Raw genomic sequence first — 20,316 nt, 5'->3', positions numbered from 1 at the left:
AGAGGCTTTGAACCTCTTAAATTGTCATTAAAAAACAAAGAGCCATCACTTTTCAGTGAGGCTCCTTGTGCTATTGTTGCGGTGTTAAGGGCTATTTTTTCAGGAATAATTTTGACAGGCTTTCTTCTTTGGTAAGTATTTTCAACAGATAAGTCCCTCCTGTTAGATCTCTCACATCGATGTTGTTTACGCCATTTTCTCCGTGCAACACCCGGTTCCCCCGCAAGTCAAAGACACTAAACTGCACTACCTGTAATGACGATTCTATGTATAGAAAATCTGAACTGGGGTTAGGGTACACTTTAACCTGATCAACATTGAACCCTACGGATAAAGTCGTTTCTGTTAAAATAGCCTCTACAGCCAGTGTTCCTGCTTCATTGCTATTTCCTGCTGCATCTGTGGCAACTCCTGAAGCGATACTAATGGTGACAGTGCCTGTTTCTAAAGGGTTCACGACCGCTCCATAACTACTGCCGCTACCAGTGAATCCGGAAAGTGAACCATTCTCTATGGTAATATCGGACGCTTCAAATCCAGTGACTTCCTCATTGAAATTTATCATGATCTCAAATTCACCTGACACTTCCAAACTAGCAGTGGCAATCGTGACTGTTGGGGCAGTCGTATCCGCTTCTGTAAATTCGACGGACAAACTATTTGAGGCAGTATTGGCATTACCCGCGGCATCTGCCACTACTCCTGCTGCAATAGATATGTCGACAGTTCCTGATGCTGTCGGTGTAATTGTTGCCGAATAGACACTACCCGTACCTTGCAGATTTCCGGCGGTTCCATTACCCACCGTAATATCTAACAACTCAAGCCCGGTAACTGACTCACTGAAGGCTATCTCAATTTCAAAGGCACCGGAAACGGATGTATTTGCAGTAGTTATCGTCACCGATGGTGCTGTTGTATCAGGAGTACCATCGAAAGTTACGCTCAAAGTGTTTGAGGCCTCATTACCATTTCCGGCAGCATCGACAACAACCCCTTCCGCAATCGAAATGTCCACAGTTCCCTCTTCGTCGGGCGTGATGGTAGCCGTGTAGGTACTGCCTGACCCTTCAAGGCCCGCTGCTGCTCCATTGGTCACCGAAATGTCTGACAATTCGAATCCTGTCACCGATTCACTGAAATCAATATCGATCTCAAAAGACCCGGAAACCGACGTGTTCGCAGTAGTCAATGTCACAGATGGAGCGGTCGTATCGGAATTTTCTTCGAAAGTTACGCTTAGTGTATTTGACGCTGTGTTAGCATTTTCGGAAGCATCAGTAGCCACTCCTTCCGCAATCAAAATATCCACCGTTCCTGCTTCTTCGGGCGTGATGGTAGCCGTGTAGGTACTGCCTGACCCTTCAAGGCCCGCTGCTGCTCCATTGGTCACTGAAATATCCGACAGTTCAAATCCAATTACCGATTCACTAAAGGTAATCTCAATTTCAAAAGACCCGGAAACCGACGTGTTCGCAGTAGTCAATGTCACAGATGGAGCGGTCGTATCGGAATTTTCTTCGAAAGTTACGCTTAGTGTATTTGACGCTGTGTTAGCATTTTCGGCAGCATCAGTAGCCACTCCTTCCGCAATCAAAATATCCACCGTTCCTGCTTCTTCGGGCGTGATGGTAGCCGTGTAGGCACTGCCTGACCCTTCAAGATCAGCTGCAGACCCATTAGTAACTGAAATATCCGACAGTTCAAATCCAATTACCGATTCACTAAAGGTAATCTCAATTTCAAAAGACCCGGAAACCGACGTGCTTGCGGTCGTCAAGGTAACAGATGGAGCAGTGGTGTCGGCCGAACCATCGAAACTAACACTTAATGTATTTGATGCCGTATTAGCATTTCCAGCAGCATCCGCAGCCACCCCTTCCGCAATCGAAATGTCGACGGAACCTTCTTCAGATGGTGTGATTGTCACTGTGTAAACAGTACCAGAACCAGAAAGATCACTCGCTAGGCCATTCGTCACCGAAAGATCAGCTAATTCAAAGCCTGTCACGGATTCATCAAAAGTGATGGTGACATCAAATGCAGCACTGACATTTGTGTCAGAGGTCGAAAGTGTGGGTGTTGGAGGAGTGAAATCATAATTCACAGCTAGTTCTGTAGCTGCACTATTGGCATTGCCAGCAGCATCTGTGGCTACAGCAGCCACGACATTTACCGTTACTTCTCCTTCCGTTTCCGGAGTGATTGTTGTCGTGTATGTGGTACCAGAGCCTGCAAAATCACCCGCCACTCCATTATCAATCGTCAGATCATCTACGGTAAACCCATCTATTGATTCATCAAAAGTGATGGTCACTTCAAACGATGCATTGACATCAGTGGAAGCCGTAGAAAGTACCGGTGTAGGACCAGTTACATCATAATTAACAGACAGTTCAGAGGCCGCACTGTTGGCATTGCCAGCAGCATCTGTGGCCACTGATGACGCTACATTTACGGTAACATGTCCCTCGGTATCCGGTGTGATTGTCGCCATGTAGGTTGTACCAGTACCGGAAAAATCATCAGCTGCTCCATTATCAATCGCCAGATCGTCAACAGTAAACCCATCTACAGATTCATCAAAAGTGATGGTCACTTCAAACGATGCATTGACATCAGTGGAGGCCGTAGAAAGTACCGGTGTAGGACCAGTTACATCATAATTAGCAGACAGTTCAGAGGCCGCACTGTTGGCATTGCCAGCAGCATCTGTGGCCACTGATGACGCTACATTTACGGTAACATGTCCCTCGGTATCCGGTGTGATTGTCGTCATGTAGGTTGTACCAGTACCGGAAAAATCATCAGCTGCTCCATTATCAATCGCCAGATCGTCAACAGTAAACCCATCTACAGATTCATCAAAAGTGATGGTCACTTCAAACGAAGCATTGACGTCATTGGAAGCCGTAGATAGTATTGGCGAAGGACTGGTGACATCATAATTGACAGACAGTTCGGAGGCCGCACTATTGGCATTACCAGCCGCATCAGTGGTCACAGATGCTGCGACATTTACGGTAACTTCTCCCTCGGTATCTGGTGTGATTGTTGCCGTGAAAGTTGTACCAGTACCGGAAAAATCATCAGCCGCTCCATTATCAATCGCCAGATCGTCAACAGTAAACCCATCCACAGATTCATCAAAAGTGATGGTCACTTCAAACGATGCATTGACGTCATTGGAAGCCGTAGAAATTACCGGTGTAGGACCGGTTACATCATAATTAACAGACAGTTCAGAGGCCGCAGTATTGGCATTGTCAGCAGCATCGGTGGCCACAGATGACGCTACATTTACGGTAACTTCTCCCTCGGTATCTGGTGTGATTGTTGCCGTGAAAGTTGTACCAGTACCGGAAAAATCATCAGCCGCTCCATTATCAATCTCCAGATCGTCAACAGTAAACCCATCTACAGATTCATCAAAAGTGATGGTCACTTCAAACGATGCATTGACATCAGTGGAAGCCGTAGATAGTATTGGCGAAGGACTGGTGACATCATAATTGACTGAAAGTTCGGAGGCCGCACTATTGGCATTACCAGCCGCATCAGTGGTCACAGATGCTGCGACATTTATGGTAAGCTCTCCTTCAGCATCCGGTGTAATTGTTGCTGTGTAGGTAGTCTCGGAACCTGCAAATTCACTCGCTGCTCCATTATCAATCGTCAAATCATCAACTGTAAACCCATCTACTGATTCATCAAAAGTGATGGTCAGTGTAAACGCTGCGTTGACATTTGTCGAAGAGGTTGAAAGTACAGGAGTCGGACTGGTCATGTCATAATTGACTAACAATTCAGTAGCCGCTCTGTTGGCATTCCCCGCTGCATCATTGGCAGAAGAAGCTGCAAGATTCACGGTTACATCCCCTTCCGTTTCCGGAGTAATTAGTAAAGTATAACTGTTCTCGGAACCAGATAAGTCACTGGCAACACCATTACCAACGGTAAGGTCTACCAATTCAAAACCTGTTACCGACTCACTAAATGTAATGCTCACTTCAAATGCGGCATTGACGTCTTCATCCGTGGTTGAAAGAGTTACCGTAGGTGAAGTCGCATCATAATTGACTTCAAACGTAGTTGCGGCAACATTGCCATTGCCAGAGGCATCCTGAGCCACCGCTGCTACTACATCGACAGACAATGCCCCTTCCAATTGTGGTGTCAGGGTAACTGTATATTCCGAATCACTCCCACTGAAATTACTGGCATCTGCGTTAGATAGTGTCAAATCATCGATGGTAAATCCGGAAACGTCCGAGCTGAAAGTTATGGTCAGGTCAAAACTTGTTGCATTGGTCACTGCTGAAACTGTAGAAGAGAGTACGACAGAAGGACTCGTTGTATCATAAGTAACCGTGCTTCCATCAGTCGTTGCCGTTACTTCAGTTCCCACATTTCCAGCTTCATCAGCAAAATTGATGGTCAATGTTACCTCTCCTTCTGTATCATTATTCGTCATGGTATAGGTAGCCTCATAGGTGGTGGAACTCTGACTGGTCACAGTAGCTGTATTACCAGCAATGGTCACGGTTGGGTTCGCGGACAGGGCCTCTGAAGAAGTAATCGACAATGTGATCTCGTCCCCTTCTCTTGCCAGATTATTGGAAGCATTGTTAGAAGCGATGGATACATTGGTCAACGTGGGTTCCTCCGTATCAACTACGATGGCTTGATTGGCACTCAGCGATCCAGCGGCTCCAACTGTAGGCAAAGTAAGGTCCGCATCTACACCTGCAGGTGATTGAATGGTGTAATCGCCAACGTCAATGGAGGTAGAATTATAAGCCAAATCCGAGGAATTATGTCCTTCTATTACTGTATAAGTAAAGGTCACTGTCGAACCGGAGTTCGCACTCTGAGTAATGACTTGATCCGCAGAACCGGTTTCCAGCGCAAAACTTGGAGTTACTCCTGTACCACTGGAAGTAACATCACCATCAAAAGTGACGACAATGTCCAATACATCTCCTTCCGTATATGTTCCGTCTGTTGAAGTGACATTTGTAATTTCCGGCAGGTTATTGACGGTCAAAGTAAAGCTTTGATCATCCGAGAGTGTGCCATCGGAAACATTCAATACGATATTGTGATTTCCAAGCTCACCCTGGGTTGGCGTTCCTGTGATCTTAGGGCCTTGAGGTGTTAATTTTCGAATACGCCCATTATTCTGATCCGCTACAAAAACACTACCATCAGGACCCACTGCTACTGCAGAAATCGTATTAAACGCAGCGTCACTCGCTACTCCCCCATCTCCGAAAAAGCTTCCTGTATTATCATCATTTGCAATGATCGATACTTCATCGGAATCAATATTGTATACTTTGATTTGATTGGCAGGACTAAAGGAAGTAGTTCCATAAATATTACCGAGGTTATCAATGGCAATATCCTGGGTAGAAAAATGGATATCACTTGCGGCCGTTAGATCAGTCTTGTTATCACTCGCATCGATCTTGAGAAGACCAGTGGAGCCATCGTTTACTGCGTAGATATTTCCATCTTTATCTACCACAATATCAAATGGAAAGGTAACGCCTGTTGCTACCGTACTGATCATGCCATTTCCATCGATTTTCCTCACTGTGTTGTCTGACTGATCCGCCACGAAAATATTACCATCCTGGTCCACGAAAATCCCGCTATTCTGATTGAAAGTCGCAGCAGTGGCATTACCACCGTCCCCTGTACCAGCAGTACCTGAAATACCGGCAGCACCAGCAATTGAAGTTATCATGCCATTAATATCCAGTTTGCGAATGGCTCCTTCTACTGATATGAACAGGTTCCCTTCCGGTCCAACATGCAAATCGTTGATATTTGTAATTTGCGCATCAACTCCAGGTCCAGAATCTCCGGTATTGGCCGCGGTTCCATCTCCAATGATGGTAGAGATATTGCCATCAGTATCTACTTTGCGTATATAGTTTTCATGCGCGATGTAAATGTTTCCTGCCTGATCTGCAGCAAGATCATCCGGTGATCCGATTCCGGCTGCAGTAGCTACTCCTCCATCTCCATTAACCGTAAAGCTACCGTCTCCAGCAACAGTAGAGACCAGGAACTCGCTGGCTTCAAAAGTCAACCAATCAGGTAGTGTCGTCACGTCGAACGCAATGGCATCACCATCCATATCTGTTCCTTCCATGGTGTAAGTAAATGCCTGATCTTCGGTCGTAGTGGATGGTGCGGTGCTGGTAAACTCCGGTGCATCGTTCGTGTTTTTGACAAAAACGTTTAGCTCACTGGTAAAATCTGCCGTTCCGTCATTCATAGTGAATTCAACTGTATTGACTCCCACATCTTCATTGGTTGGGTTGCCAAAGACCGTGATGGCATGATAATGTTCCGTGATCGAATTGAATCCCAGGTCAGCTACCAGCAATGCGCCATTTTCAGGGTTTTGGATCATGCCTACAGGCGTATCGAGTGTGCTGGCTAAGGTAGAAACGGTCACCGTAGCTCCGTCAATATCCAATCTTCGGATCTGTCCATTTCCACTTTCAGCAACAAATAGCACAGAACCATCTCCATTGGTGGTGATTCCTGCAGGCTCATCAAAGAGCGCTGCACCACCATCTCCATCGGTAAATCCGATTGTGGCTGAAGTACCCGCCAACAAAGTCCTGGTCGTTCCATCAATACTGTATACCGTATGATCACCAAAATCAGTCACATAAAGTACTCCTGCATCATCCATGGCCAGTCCATAAGGCTGCGTGAAGGTAAAATCTACTCCACTACCATCTTTTAAGGTCGTGATCATGCCCGCACTAAGCTTCTTGATCACCACGTTGCCAGCATCTGTAATGTAGACATCACCATTAGAAGCCACCAGAACATTGGTCGGTGTATCAAAAGTAGCCGTCGCATTACTGGCAGCACCAGTAGCATTGCCTGCCGATCCATTTCCCGCAATGGTGGTTACGGTAACATTACCATCAACATCTGTGATCTTCCTTAAAGCATGGTTATCCTGATCAATGACATAGAGGTCACCATTGGCAGCTGCATCTATCGCAAAAGGGGTTTCAAAAGCGGCATTGAGGCCATCTCCATCTGTAAATCCAGGTGAATTATTGGCCTGTCCCGCAATCTGTGTTTGTGAACCACCTAAATTATCAACCCGGTAAATAGCGTTATTATCCTGACTGGTAAAGAAGAATTGATCATCGCTATGAACAAGATCTGTCACTCCTGTACTGGAAACAAAAGTGAAAACTTCTGTAGTAAGGTCTGCTGACATCCAGGAAGGTTTATCAGTAACGGATAGATTGACCAGGTCTCCATCAATATCGCTCACATAAGTGATATAATCGTATCGCACTTCTTCCGTAGCAATCGTCGTGGAACCCAGTCTAGGGCTTAGTGTAGGTGTATCATTCACATTTGCTACGTCGATGGTAAACATCTGATCCACACTTTCTGATCCATTAGTCGCTGTAAGCGTGATCTCATGTGTCCCAACTGCTGACTGATCCGCAGATCCTGTCAATCGCGCTCTGTTGGTTTCGATCGCTCTGATGCGTAAATTCCCGGCATCTGAGAATATCACTCTTCCATTTTCATTTATGGCCAATCCTTCAGGGTTAAGAATGGCCGCTGAAGTCGCAGGCCCGCCATCTCCAGAAAACGCAAGGACACCATTTCCACCAAGGGTCCGAATCATGCCGCCTTTATCAATCACCCGGATGCGATCATTTTCCCTTTCTGCGATAAATACATTACCATCCCCATCAACAGCAATGGCATTGGGGTTATCTAATTGCGCACTTGTGGCTGCTCCGCCATCTCCAGAAAACCCATTTGTACCCGTTCCTGCAATCGAAGAGGTCAAACCAGTAATCCCATCAATTTTCCTTACCGCATGGGATTGAGAAGCGATGTAAATGGAACCCACATTATCAATGGCAATCGCATTAATCACAAAGCCTGAATTGCTTGGAGTTACCCCAGAAACGAATGTACCTGTTCCATTTCCAGCTACGGTACTAATATCTCCGGTTGAGAGGTCTACTTTTCGAATTCTTAATTCTTCAGCAATGTACAAATCGCCATCAGGTCCAACAGCCAGCGAGATCGGCCGATTGATCATGGCAGAGGTAGCTGCTCCTCCGTCACCAGAAAATCCTTGTGTACCATTTCCAGCGATGGTGGAAATATTACCACTTGCATCTACTTTTCTTATCCGATAATTGAAATCATCAGCGATGTACGCATTCCCAGCATCATCAAATGCTATACTTGAAGGAAAATTGAGCGTAGCACTGACAGCCCCACTACCGTCCCCTGAGAATCCTGAAGAACCTGTTCCTGCAAATTGACTGACCAAATTGTCCGTACCCACTTTTCGGATCATGTGGTTATTGCGATCTACAATGTACAGATTGCCATCACCATCGTAGGTCACATCCCTTAAGAAAGGTCCGAACTTGGCACTTAAAGCATCGCCCCCATTACCCGTAGTTCCTGAGCTTCCTGTTCCAGCAATGGTCATAATGGTATCATTGGTGATTAATTCCAACCATGTGGGTAGCGTAGAACTGCTAATGTCATAGGCAGCCCCATTAAGGTTTGACGAAACCTCGATATCATAATTAAAATCATCTCCCTGAGCAATGGAAGTCCCCGAAGCTGTCGTTTCGAAACCTGGGACCGTATTGATCAACGTATATTGTTGATCCGTGCCTGGTGCAGCTGCGGATAAAGCATTGTTGGTGACCAGATCAGTGAGTGATCCATTGTAGGTTAAACCCAGTGTTCCATTACTGCCGCTAAGACCTGTTACGGTATAATCGTAGGTTTTCGAGTCAACCATTTGCCCGGTTCCGACCGTACCTGTACCTGCTGCAGTTCCATTGAGTACGAAATCAGCACCCCCGAAAGAGGTAGGTTCTATGTCTTCCGTAAACGCCACTCTAAAGGTCACCTCTTCACCTGAGAAGATTTCATTGGCAGGACTTTGCCTCAAAATGGTAACAATTTGTGGAGGGATCAGGTCGATGTATATCGTTCTGTTTTCGCTGATGGATCCAACAGCCCCAGGCTCGACTAAGGTCAGATCCGCGGCTTGCCCATTGCTATTTCCCGTAATGGTACTAGCTGTAGCCAGGGTAAGTGCGCCTGTACCCGTGTAGTCCAACTGGGTATTAAGATCAGATTGTGTAAGGTCATAGGTAGCCGTGAAGCTCTGAGCACTATTCTGGGTAACAATCGCACTCCTGTTGGCGACCACAAATTCGAGTTCGAGATTCATGGACCCAGTAAGGGTCACATCCCTGTCAAAATTGACATCTATGGCCAAGGTACGATTTGAACCTGCAGCAGTATACACATCGTCACAACCCGTGGTACATAAGATACTCGCTACTCTGGGAATCCCCGTATCGATGGCAAAATTCTCCGAATCGGTGGTTCCAGTACCAGCGATGGCCCCCGAGGTGATACCCGTATTGTCTAAAGTGATCACATTACTGCCATCTACCACATCCGAAGAAGGGGTGAAAGTAGCCGTAAATGTGATGTTCCCATCAGAAGAACTCACCGATGTAAGTGTACCATTAGGTATGGTAAGATCATCATTGGTAAATCCAGCGATGGTACCCAGGAAAACAAAAGTCACTTCAGCTGTTTCACCCATCAAAATATTGTCATCATCAACCGTTATGGCAGCTGTGGTTAAAGCAGTTTCTGCTGTTACGAAAAGTGTAGTAGATGATTCAGCGACTGTATTACCAGAACCATCCGTTAAGAAAAGTTTATACTGTCCTGGATCAGTTGGTGCGTAAATGACCGGTTGATTAGAGCTTGTACAAATGACTTCAGGCATTGGGATACAGCCAGGCGGATCAGGCATACCCGTGATCGGATCTGTACCACACATCACAGCTGGCTGCGGTATACAAGCAGGGTCATCTTGCACCAATATTGTGGTTCCTTGGGTAACCGTAGCACCTGTTGTAAAATTTGTAGTTCCAGCAGGAGCAAAAAACATGGTATTGTCAATTCCAGAGTTATTTAGAAATAATTGTGCTCCTCCGCGCACCATTTTACTGGTCGATAAAATCAAATCAGGGTTCTGAAAGGGAGGCAAGTCGACTTCCGCATCGGCAGTAGCCGCATCATTATCTACCCCATCAACCTGAGCAGCGCCCGCTGGAAAATCAACTGTAACTGTACCATCACCGGTAGTAGAAACAGATAATTCATACACTTCCGTGGAAGCCATCGAAAGTCCCGAAACTGTACCATTGGTAATCGTGAAATCAGTGCTTTCTAGATTGGTGGGTGTTCCGTAAAAAGTAACATCAAAAATGAAGGGGTCAGTAGTACTTACTTCATCCCTGGCAGCAATGGACACATTGGTACCGATATCCAAAATGATGGAAAAACCAATATCAAAATTGGTGAATGGGGTACCATTAAAAGTTGCAAAGCCTGTACCACCAGTATAGGTATTTGGATTCGTATTGATCAGCGTTCTTGGATTGATGTTCGTTACAGACCATGTATACTGAGACCCCTGGGTTACCGGTATCGGGGTAGGTAAATCCACCTCCGCTGTAACAGAAACCACACTCGTGTTTCCAACAAAATTATAGGTGAACGATTGCAGCAGGGTACCACCTGTTCCTTCTCCTTCGAAGATGCTGACCGTTCTGTTTCCAGCTGGACTGTTACCTCCTGCATCAAACGTGAATTTCACCAACCGGCCATCCTGAGTTGGCGTAAATGACTGCCAGATATCATTGGCCTGGCCAAAGCCCGAAGCTGGGGTTACGAGGATATCCTGTACTTCATTGGGTTGGGCATAAGCACCGATACTCATCACTAGGATGAGTACCGGTACGCTTATCTGTCTATGCATAGTATGTCTGGCGGCTGCAAGAAATTCTTCTAGAATCCTTTCACAGAATCGTATCAATTGTCGCATGGTATATTATCTAAACTACTCAGGTTAACGCATGCAAGGTAGGGTTAGACAACCCACAGAATTCGGACATTCTACCCCCTAAAAAGCGACATGATCAAACAAAAAATAGACGAATAGGCCGTGGAATCACCCTTTTGAGTGAAGAAATACGATCTAACTAAACATCTGTGTATGTGCTAGAGGAATATCGTCGAATTATGATTTTCAACACTTAATACACCACGTTTCAGGTACAACCTAAGGCATCAATCTTTTTATATTTCAGACGTCTCGACAATCATGGCACGAGCTCACATAACCAATTACGGTTTTTACCATGTTATGAGGTGTGATCCACATGATAAAAATCAATAGCGTTGTTTTTGAGTATATTCAAAATTAAAAAAAGGAATGTACTCCACAGGATTGTTAATCAGACTCACAAAAGTTGTTTCCGTATTTTCTTTAGGCCTCATGGCGGCATTGGTTGTATTCGGGAATATTACTGACTATAACACGAACTACCAGTTTGTAAAACATGTCTTTATGATGGATACCACCTTTCCATCAGCAAATATCCACTATCGCAGTATCTGTGGTCCTTTAGTTGTAAATGGAGGATATATTTTCATCATTATCATGGAAGCGATAATGGCTTTTTGTTGTTTAAAAGGAAGTTGGAAACTCTGGAAACATTTAAAAAGTGCTCCCGAAGTTTTTCATGCAAACAAAAACTGGTCAATTGCTGGCTTGTTGATGGGTATTGTTATCTGGTTTCTGGGTTTTCAGGTTGTTGGTGGAGAATGGTTTTCCATGTGGCAAAGTCAAATTTGGAACGGACTGGCTGCTGCGGACCGAATCGTGACCTTTATTACTCTTGTACTTATTCTATTGCATTTTAAGGAAGAGAAAGTGCAGAATGACCAAACCAAAGAACATCAGCAAAATGAAACAACATTTTGATCCTCTGCCGATCAATCATTCTATTCAATTAAAATCTTTTCCACATGCGGTGATGTTGGTGAATTGCTATCACTGATTATGGGTGAACTCTGATCTGTGCAGGTTACTAAAGCCCCTACTCGTAGCAGTTTACCATGAAACCTTTGATGGTGTCAAGTGTGAGATTTGGTGATATAAAAAAGAGCCGTTTGCTGTAGTTTCATACCCTTGAACTACCTCTTCTCTTCACGCAAAATCTTTTCTATTTTGCGCCCTTTAGCCAACTCATCAATCAGCTTCTCCATTTGCCTGCATTGCTTGTATATATCAAACTCCTCTTCTATTTCTTCAATTCGATAGCCGCATACGACTCCTTTGATCATATGAGCGTTTGGATGAATTTTCGCCTTTTGGAAAAACGTTCTAAACGTTGCTTTTTCATCTATGATCGATTGTAAATCAGCCTCATCAAAACCAGTAAACCATTCTAATACCTGATGGAATTCTTCTTTGGTCCTGCCATTCTTTTCTAGTCTATTCCAATAGAGAGGATAGATAGACGCAAAGATCATATTTGCCACTTTTTCGTTCTTTTCGGCTGTGACTTTCATAATATCAGGTTTTTGAAGCGATTGGTGCTGCGTAGTAAATAGCAAAAATTAATTTCCAATTAAAGATAACCTGCTTCTACTAAGGATCACGATCAGCCCGATTTTGTAAACAAGCTGAATGGTGATCAAGACCTTTTGTAAGGTTCAAAATATTAGGCTCAATCTTACCCGTGAACTAAAAAATAGTCCCATTTCGTATGAAAAAAGGAGATATTCTACTGAAAACCGAAATTGAAGCATACAACCTTTTCAACTTAATAAACTTTGAGACATGAAGCTAAGTCTAGCAGCGATTTCCGCTCCTCTGAACATTTTAGTTCCTTAAAAGTTTTACGTTAAAATGCCGCGTGCATTTTTTGTCTATGCTGGTTGTACGCAATGGAGGTTCGCCTCCATTGTTTTTTTTATCAAATCCTGATCTATTCATAATACGATCGATGGTCGCGAGGAGGTTTAATTACACACAGCTTTCGAATAGGGCTCAAAATCAGTGACAGGATTAGCTAACAGCGGGAAAAAGAACCTTTTTCTATTATGTATTTGCCCGTAATATTCCACATATTGCAATGGACGCATTCCAATAAATTGACAACTGGTCTTCAGATAAAAATCAATACCATGCACCGCAACGTATTCATATTAGTTTGTTTTTTAAGCCATTGGGCATCGGCACAAGACCTGGATTCATTTCGGACCCCTTTTGAGCGCTATCCAATGGCCACTCAAAACTGCGAAAAGATCATCACTGAAAGTGGAAGTTTGATCTATTTTGAAAAAGACGGCTTTCCAGCGGGGATCGACTCGGTGACCATTACCTATCGTGAGTTTTTCTCCACGGCAGACATGATCATTCACGACATAGCCATGCATACACGCACATTCGGTGACCCTTTCCAGCTGGCGTCTACGGGCATGTTTGAGATTTACGCACTCAACGGAGAAGATACCATTCCATTTGACCCATCAAAACGAATGGCCATTTTCCTGGCGAGTGCACCTGGACAATTACGTAAGCAGGTTGCTCCTTACAAGTATGATCATAATGCCGGCGAATGGAAGTCCAGTCCCGGTCAAATAGCGCAACGCAGCATCGCGGAAGATGATGACCTCTGGGGAAGTTCTTCGGTCTCATTTGAAGAAGGAGATGGTGTCTTCTTCGATGCTTTTGACGGTGAAGGTGGTGATTGGGAAGAGGATCAGAGAAGGAGAATTGAAGCTTTTCAAGTGATGAACATCAGCTCTTTTGGTTTGCACAACTATGATTACCTCATCGATGGTGTAGAGCGGAGATTGCTGCAACCTAACTTTGTCACCAATACTGGAGTACCCGTCGTATCACAGATCTATGTGGTTTATGAAGCGTTTAATTCGGTCTATTATTTCCCGACGTACACTTGGGAATCGGAATTTAGTCTTTTAGTCAATCAGGAGTTTAATCTTTTTACCATCGATACATCCGGAATGATCTGGAAATTTACCGATTCGGATTTTACTGCTGCCGAATTGAGTCACGGCGCATCAGTAACCTTCACGCTGGAAAAAACAGGCATTCCTGACTCCAAAGAGTCACTCACGCAAATGGCTGGATTATGATCAGGAAAACCATTTTTGCAATGATCTATTGCACATTCATAGGTCTACATTTGTATGCTCAAAACTCACCAGCTGTCGTGTTTGCCAGTGAAAAGCAAAACAAGATGGCTAGTCAAATTCCCGGATTGCTTTTGAAGGCACTTATGAAAGGTGACATTGCTGCCTATTATCCTCAACAAACGAACCTACCGGTAAATTATGTTCAGGTGCTTGACCATTTTGGCCAGCCGGATCAGGCATTGGCCATGCTGGAAGATGCACCCTCATGGTTTTGCTACCAGAAACCCCGGAAGGTAGACCCTGACCTAAACGAATGTTTTTCTGATCGCTTTGAGCTTTTGGAAGCGATGAAGCGAGACCGGGTTTCGCAAATGTCTAAAAGGGAGATCATCGGTATACGTCTGATCCACAATGCCGTTTGTTCACCTGCCGCCATTGACCGATACGGACCTGTTTTCCGGATTCAGGATATCAATCAACTGAGTGGGCAAGCATATGCGATCAACAACCCCAACAATGGAGCGATACAATACTCAATCAAGGATTTGCTGGCATTAAGGCTCTTTGCGGCAAGAACTAAAAAGTGAGGATTGGGTGATGAGTAAGAAAGGTTTTCTAAATCTCTTTCAATTGCGTTGCTACAGGGTTTGATGTGATTTCAAATCTATATTGCAATCATAAAGGAGTCTCCATTGATCAAAATTCATACCCTAAACATTGAACAAAACTCCTGATAGGGCCGTCGAAAACCTCTATCAGAGATTGCGATCCGCTCATAGCATACTCGATGGACGCTTGCCGAATCGGGCGATAAATTGGGATGAGAAATAGTCTGTTTTTTCGAATCCAACTTTTCTCGCGGCATCAGCCACAGAAGGGACTTCCCGATTGGCCAGAAAACGATAAGCTTTTTGAAGCCTGATCTCCTTGATGAAACCCAGCGGAGAAAGTCCCGTTATTTCCTTGACCTTTCGTTGTAACTGCCTGGGACTTAGGGCTACTTCATCGGACAAGTAAGGCACGCTCAGCAATTGATTATCCAGGTTTTTCTCAATAAGATCCTGCAGACTCACTAAAAATTTCTGATCAATGTTCAATGCTTTGCTATTCAAATTTCCTATCGCATCTGTTTCATGTCGGGCTACTCTGTTTTCCAGAATGTTCTTTACCCTGGCCAATAATTCGGCTTTATTGAATGGTTTTGTAAGGTAATCATCAACCCCTTTGGTCAACGCAAATAGCTTATCTTCTTCTGCAGCACGGGCAGTGAGCATGATAACTGAAAGGCCTCGCCATTCCACATTAGCTTTCAAAGCATTGAGCAATTCAAATCCGTCCATGCCTGGCATCATTACATCGGAGATCATTAAGTCCACGCGTTCTTTGTCCAGGTACTTCAATGCGTGCCTTCCATCTTGTGCTTCCAGAATCCGAAATTGCCCTTCAAAAACGTTGGCGATGAATCGTCGCATAGCAGTGTTATCTTCAGCCAGTAGCAGTGTCGGCTGATCGATATTGAAAAACTCACTATAATTTATCACCACTTGACGAAGCGCCTGATTCAAATCTGCACCTGCATCTGTTTCTAATTCGTCAATTAACTGAAGCTCCGCGGGTTTGAATGGAAGTTTCAAAACAAACTCACTGCCGGTGCCCAATTCACTCATGACATGAAGCGATCCATTCATCAGTTTACTTAATTCCATACTAAGGGCCAACCCGATACCTGTTCCACCTTCTGCTTTTCCATCCTTCTTCGATTGGTAAAACCGATCAAAAATATGAGGCACATCAGTCGGATCTATCCCCCGTCCTGTATCTTTTACAGCTACTTTCAACCACCCTTCTTCTTTCGTGGCACGTAAACTGATCTTATCTCCTGGCTGGGTAAACTTCCTGGCATTTGAAAGCAGGTTATTAATTACTTTCTTCACCTTCCGGCCATCCAAATACAGACATGTATCCTCAGGAAGTTCAAAATCAAATTCGGCAATTACTCCCTTCACCTTCAAGTCATAATGATAGGCATCAAATAAGTCCGTCAGTAATTCTTTCATTGGAAGGGGGTTTTCGATCAGTGGCAACTTACCCGCTTCCAATTTGGTGAGGTCCAGGATCTCTTCTACCAAACCGAGTAAAGATTCTCCATTTTGATTAGCCGTTTTGATTAGTGTCAAAGCCTCCTGGTTGAGTGTCTCGCCTTCTCTTTCAAGGAATGTTTCCAAAGGCCCATTGATCAAGGTGAGCGGGGTTCGAAGTTCATGGGAAATATTGGCGAAAAACTTGGTTTTCACCTTGTCCATTTCCTTGAGCTCTTCAGCCTGACTCGCAATGAGCTCACGGTCTTCCTCCGCTTTTTCTTTTTGTAGCTTCAATTCGCTGGTCCGGTCACTGACTTCCTGTTCCAGTAGCTGTTTTTGTCTAGAGATCTGTCTAAGACGATAACGATAAAATCCCACCAACAAGAAAATGACTATCAAGAAGATCGTACTCCGAAACCAGACGGTCTGCCAAAACGGTGGCAAAATGTCGATATTTAAAATAGACGGTTTCCCCCACAAACCATCACTATTCCGGGCCTTGATGGCTAGTTCATAAAAACCCGCAGTTAAATTTGGTAACGACAGTTCGCGGTTTTGATTCAGGTCTTGCCATGGTTGATCTTCAGACAGGCGGTATGCAAAAGCATTGTTATCCGCCTGGATTGCAGTCGGAGCGGTAAAGTTGAGTTTTAGGTAATTCTGATCATAGGGTAATCGGATACGGGTCTGATGCTCCAATCCATCCGGTAACCATTTTCCTCCAGGTTGAATCAACTGATCATTGACCATTAGGCTTTCAAAAAAGATCCCAGGCTGCTCATCATTGAAGGTCAAATGCTCCACATCAAGCACATTGAACCCATTTGTGCCTCCAAAATACAATTTACCACTAGTCCCCTGATGGATTGCAGGACGAAATAGCGGTCCCTGGAGACCATCTTCCTGATTAAAAATATGAAACTGCTGACTGGCCAGATCCATGGTTACCAGACCGTTTTTCGTGCTGATCCAAAGCTTCTGTTGCTCGTCGATTAACAGCGCTGTGATTCCCTGACTTAACTCCTTGTTCTTCGAGCTTACAAACTTAGATTCAGTAGTTTCCCAATTAAACCGGACCAGTCCATTAGACACTGTTCCCAGCCATAAGATCGAATCAGGTGCTGATACTATAGCTGTAATCGTTGGCTCGTAAAATTGCCCTGTATGATACAAAAACTGCTCATATTCACCATTCGAGGGATCGAGCAGAAACAGACCACTTCTTACAGAAGCTACCCAGAGCTTACCATCAGGACCTGCCGCCAGGCTAGTGATCGAACGAGAATCCTGATAAATATCGGAATTACCTTCTTTAAAAAACTGTTCTTCTTCTCCGGTGATCAGGTTTACTCGCAACAGGCCTTGTGAAATGGTCCCCATCCAAATTTCACCCGAATCAGCCATGTAAGTATCTGTAATGATTGCTCCATTAATCAGCAATTTTGAGTGGAACTTCTGTATCAGGTTAAACTTTTCATCCAATCGATAGATAGATCGGGACGACATTAAATAGGTCCGATTATTGTGCTGTTCGAAAAAGAAATACTCGCTTTCATTCGCGACCTTCTCCGTGATGCATTGGTAAGTCCTGTCAGGAACGTGATAATGAAGTAATCCTTCAGAAGTACTGAGCAGTAGCAATTGTGGTGTACTTTCAAAAATGTTGTCCACGATAAACTTGGTGCCATCTTCGGATAAATGGTGGGCAAACTTTCGAAGTGCCGGGTGATAATAATTGAGTCCTCCTGCACCTTCACAGCCGACCCAAATGCCTCCTGAATGATCTTTGAACATGTCCCAAACCTGATCACTGGACAATCCATTGCTGCTATCAAAGTGCTTAATGAATCGATTTTGATTCCGATCCAGGACATTGATCCCACCACGGTAAGTACTTACCCATAGGTGACCATCCGGACCTTCTAACATGTCCCATACATACTGATCAGAAAGGCTGTCGAAAGCATCATGAGGCTCAAAAAATGTTTGTAACGTCAAATCTGATGAATATCGAGCCAGGCCCGCGTCGGTACCAAACCACCAATCACCAATAGCATCCTGAAATACCTTTCTCACGATTCGAGCTCGGGACTCCAGGTTGTCTCTGACATAGATAGAAGTGAACTTATCCCAGGAATCAGGTTCGTAAATACGTATTCCACCGCCATCGGTTCCTACCCATATCCGACCCTCATTGTCTTCATACACGTCATTGATACGGTTATAGGAAAAGGTTTTACGATCGAAAGCATCGGCAAATTGACGATCATCCATGAGTCGTTGAAATTGCCCAGTGGTTCGGTCAAACAAGTTGAGTCCATTTTGTGTACCCACCCAGATCCTGTCTTGGGAATCCACGAACACCTTTCGTACATAATTGTCGCTCAGACTATTGGGATCGTCCGGATCATTTCGAAAATGATGCCATTGGTTCAACTTCAAGTCGTAGGCATTGAGTCCCAATTCAGTGCCCACCCAAATCACGTCTTGCTGATCAATGGCCAGGCCAAATAACAGATTATTTGTAATGCTATTTGTATCGCCAGGTACATGGAGATAATGCGAGAAGTTTTGGCCATCAAATCGATTCAGACCTTGCTCTGTGGCCAGCCATAAAAAACCATGGCTGTCTTGCGCAATATTCCTGATCACCTGATTGCTCAGTCCCTCTTCCAGGTGCCATTGTTCAAAGTAAAAGTCGCCTTGCGAATAGGTATGGCTGGCCATCAACCATAAAGGAAGCACTAAAAAAGTCCACTTCTTCAATTCACTCCTGGGTTTACCCTCCGAAAATGCCTCACAAATTCAGGACAGCTGTCAATATTTCGATGAATGGACGTAACTGCCACCTGTCCAGGCCTTTTCAGAGTTTTAAGTGTGCGAAATTAAGAAAAGGGGAATGATTGGTGAAGTAGCAAGTAGCTGTTTGATTTTTGAGAATGATCAAGATTGCATTGAAAATGCTTAATAAGACTCGGTAGCATTACAAATGCTATCGAGCTGTCTCCAGGCCCAACCCTTTGTTAGCCCCTGTTACTAATGCGATCTTATTCATTTGTCTCTGTTTAAAATTTGATGGAGCAAGAGTAGGAATTACCTGTTATCAAAAGAAATAGTCTATTTTACCTCATGATATAAATATTTTAATATCTATGATCAATTTGGAATGGTACCGGACTTTTAAAGCCGTCTATAAACACGGTAATTACTCAAAAGCGGCGGAGGAATTGTACATGAGTCAGCCGGCAGTCAGCAATCAGATGAGTATGCTGGAAGCGAATGTTGGCCACAAATTGTTTGTGCGAAAATCCAAAGGCGTAGAGGCTACAGAAAATGCGAAGTTCCTGAACAACCTGATCATTGAATCACTGGACACATTGGAAGAGGTAGAGTCGATGTACAGTCGTCGCCTCAAAAAAGAAGAGAAGCTACATGTACTAGGGATCAGTGAACATTTGTATAAAAGCTTTTTATCCAATCGATTAACCGGCTTTAAGCACTTGAGCATCCGTTTCGAGGAGAGTCATGATGTCCTGTTTAACCTGGTCAATCAACAAGAAATTGATGCCGCAATTGTTCACCAGGAAGTTCAAACTTTTGATGTGCTTTCCTGCAAGATCTTGAGTTCACCGCTGGTCATTGTCGGGCATCCGGACATTGATACAAGTGATATCGATCAATATTTGCAACATGATGATCTCAAGAAAACTCAGCACTGGCTAGAGCACCAGATCTGGTTCTCACACATGTCTACCAACCCCTTTATCAAGCTCTTCTGGATGCATTGTTTCAACAAGAAAAGACCCAAAGTATTCACCAATTACATCATTCCAAATGAATACTTTATGCTTCAGGAATTAACTCAAACCAAAGGAATTGGTATAACAGTACTGGAAAATGCCAAACCATTTCTGGCTAGCGACACCCTCAAGCTCATCTGGCAATCCGATACTTACCCTGATAGAAATTATTACCTGATCGCTCACAAGAAGCAAAAGCTATTTTTCGAGTCGGTAAAAGGGGCCTTAGGGGTCGATGAATAACCATCAGCCACATCACAACTTCTACAAAACAGAATGGATTCAAAAGAACTCTTCTTTAATCTCGACCATATACTACACTGATCAGGTAGATAATTATTCGTGTTCTTTTGAATCCTCAA

At 44.2% G+C, this 20,316-nt stretch carries 7 protein-coding genes; 4 read left to right on the top strand and 3 right to left on the bottom strand.

Annotated features, from left to right (window positions below; all coding sequences use genetic code 11):
• Window positions 1–91: 91 nt before the first annotated feature.
• Complete coding sequence (locus tag R8G66_06720) at window positions 92–10,882, bottom strand: Ig-like domain-containing protein (GenBank protein MDW3192036.1); 10,791 nt, start codon at window positions 10,880–10,882, stop codon at window positions 92–94.
• 456 nt (window positions 10,883–11,338) lie between these two features.
• Between R8G66_06720 and R8G66_06715 the strand changes: the two genes are divergently transcribed.
• Window positions 11,339–11,890 carry a DUF2165 domain-containing protein gene (locus R8G66_06715; protein MDW3192035.1) on the top strand — a complete coding sequence of 184 codons (552 nt, stop codon included), beginning with the start codon at window positions 11,339–11,341 and terminating at the stop codon, window positions 11,888–11,890.
• Window positions 11,891–12,102: 212 nt separating this feature from the next.
• Here R8G66_06715 and R8G66_06710 read toward each other — a convergent pair whose 3' ends face one another.
• Entirely contained in the window at window positions 12,103–12,480 is a 378-nt protein-coding gene (locus R8G66_06710) for a DUF2200 family protein (GenBank protein ID MDW3192034.1), read from the bottom strand.
• A gap of 618 nt (window positions 12,481–13,098) precedes the next feature.
• Between R8G66_06710 and R8G66_06705 the strand changes: the two genes are divergently transcribed.
• Both R8G66_06705 and R8G66_06700 read left to right on the top strand, forming a co-directional pair.
• Window positions 13,099–14,073, top strand: coding sequence for a hypothetical protein (locus R8G66_06705; protein ID MDW3192033.1), 975 nt, complete (start codon window positions 13,099–13,101; stop codon window positions 14,071–14,073).
• A complete protein-coding gene (locus tag R8G66_06700; protein MDW3192032.1) occupies window positions 14,070–14,660 on the top strand; it encodes a hypothetical protein in 591 nt (196 codons plus the stop codon). The genes R8G66_06705 and R8G66_06700 overlap by 4 nt, the downstream gene beginning before the upstream one ends.
• 186 nt (window positions 14,661–14,846) lie before the next feature.
• On the opposite strand, the gene R8G66_06695 is transcribed toward R8G66_06700, so the two are convergent.
• Window positions 14,847–18,920, bottom strand: coding sequence for a two-component regulator propeller domain-containing protein (locus R8G66_06695; protein MDW3192031.1), 4,074 nt, complete (start codon window positions 18,918–18,920; stop codon window positions 14,847–14,849).
• 386 nt (window positions 18,921–19,306) lie between these two features.
• Here R8G66_06695 and R8G66_06690 point away from each other — a divergent pair, with 386 nt between their 5' ends.
• On the top strand, window positions 19,307–20,197 hold the full coding sequence (locus R8G66_06690) for a LysR family transcriptional regulator (protein MDW3192030.1): 891 nt from the start codon (window positions 19,307–19,309) through the stop codon (window positions 20,195–20,197).
• Window positions 20,198–20,316 lie beyond the last annotated feature (119 nt).

The sequence above is a fragment of the Cytophagales bacterium genome (assembly GCA_033344775.1).
In the GTDB taxonomy this organism is placed as follows: Bacteria; Bacteroidota; Bacteroidia; order Cytophagales; family Cyclobacteriaceae; genus JAWPMT01.
Note: the sequence above shows the minus strand (reverse complement) of the source record. Positions and strands in the feature narration are given on the sequence as shown.

What these genes read in the sequence shown, in the direction of transcription:
- R8G66_06715 (MDW3192035.1), top strand. Translation starts at nt 11,339, where the DNA reads ATGTACTCCACAGGATTGTTAATCAGACTCACAAAAGTTGTTTCCGTA.
- R8G66_06720 (MDW3192036.1), bottom strand. Translation starts at nt 10,882, where the DNA reads ATGCATAGACAGATAAGCGTACCGGTACTCATCCTAGTGATGAGTATC.
- R8G66_06700 (MDW3192032.1), top strand. Translation starts at nt 14,070, where the DNA reads ATGATCAGGAAAACCATTTTTGCAATGATCTATTGCACATTCATAGGT.
- R8G66_06710 (MDW3192034.1), bottom strand. Translation starts at nt 12,480, where the DNA reads ATGAAAGTCACAGCCGAAAAGAACGAAAAAGTGGCAAATATGATCTTT.
- R8G66_06705 (MDW3192033.1), top strand. Translation starts at nt 13,099, where the DNA reads ATGCACCGCAACGTATTCATATTAGTTTGTTTTTTAAGCCATTGGGCA.
- R8G66_06690 (MDW3192030.1), top strand. Translation starts at nt 19,307, where the DNA reads ATGATCAATTTGGAATGGTACCGGACTTTTAAAGCCGTCTATAAACAC.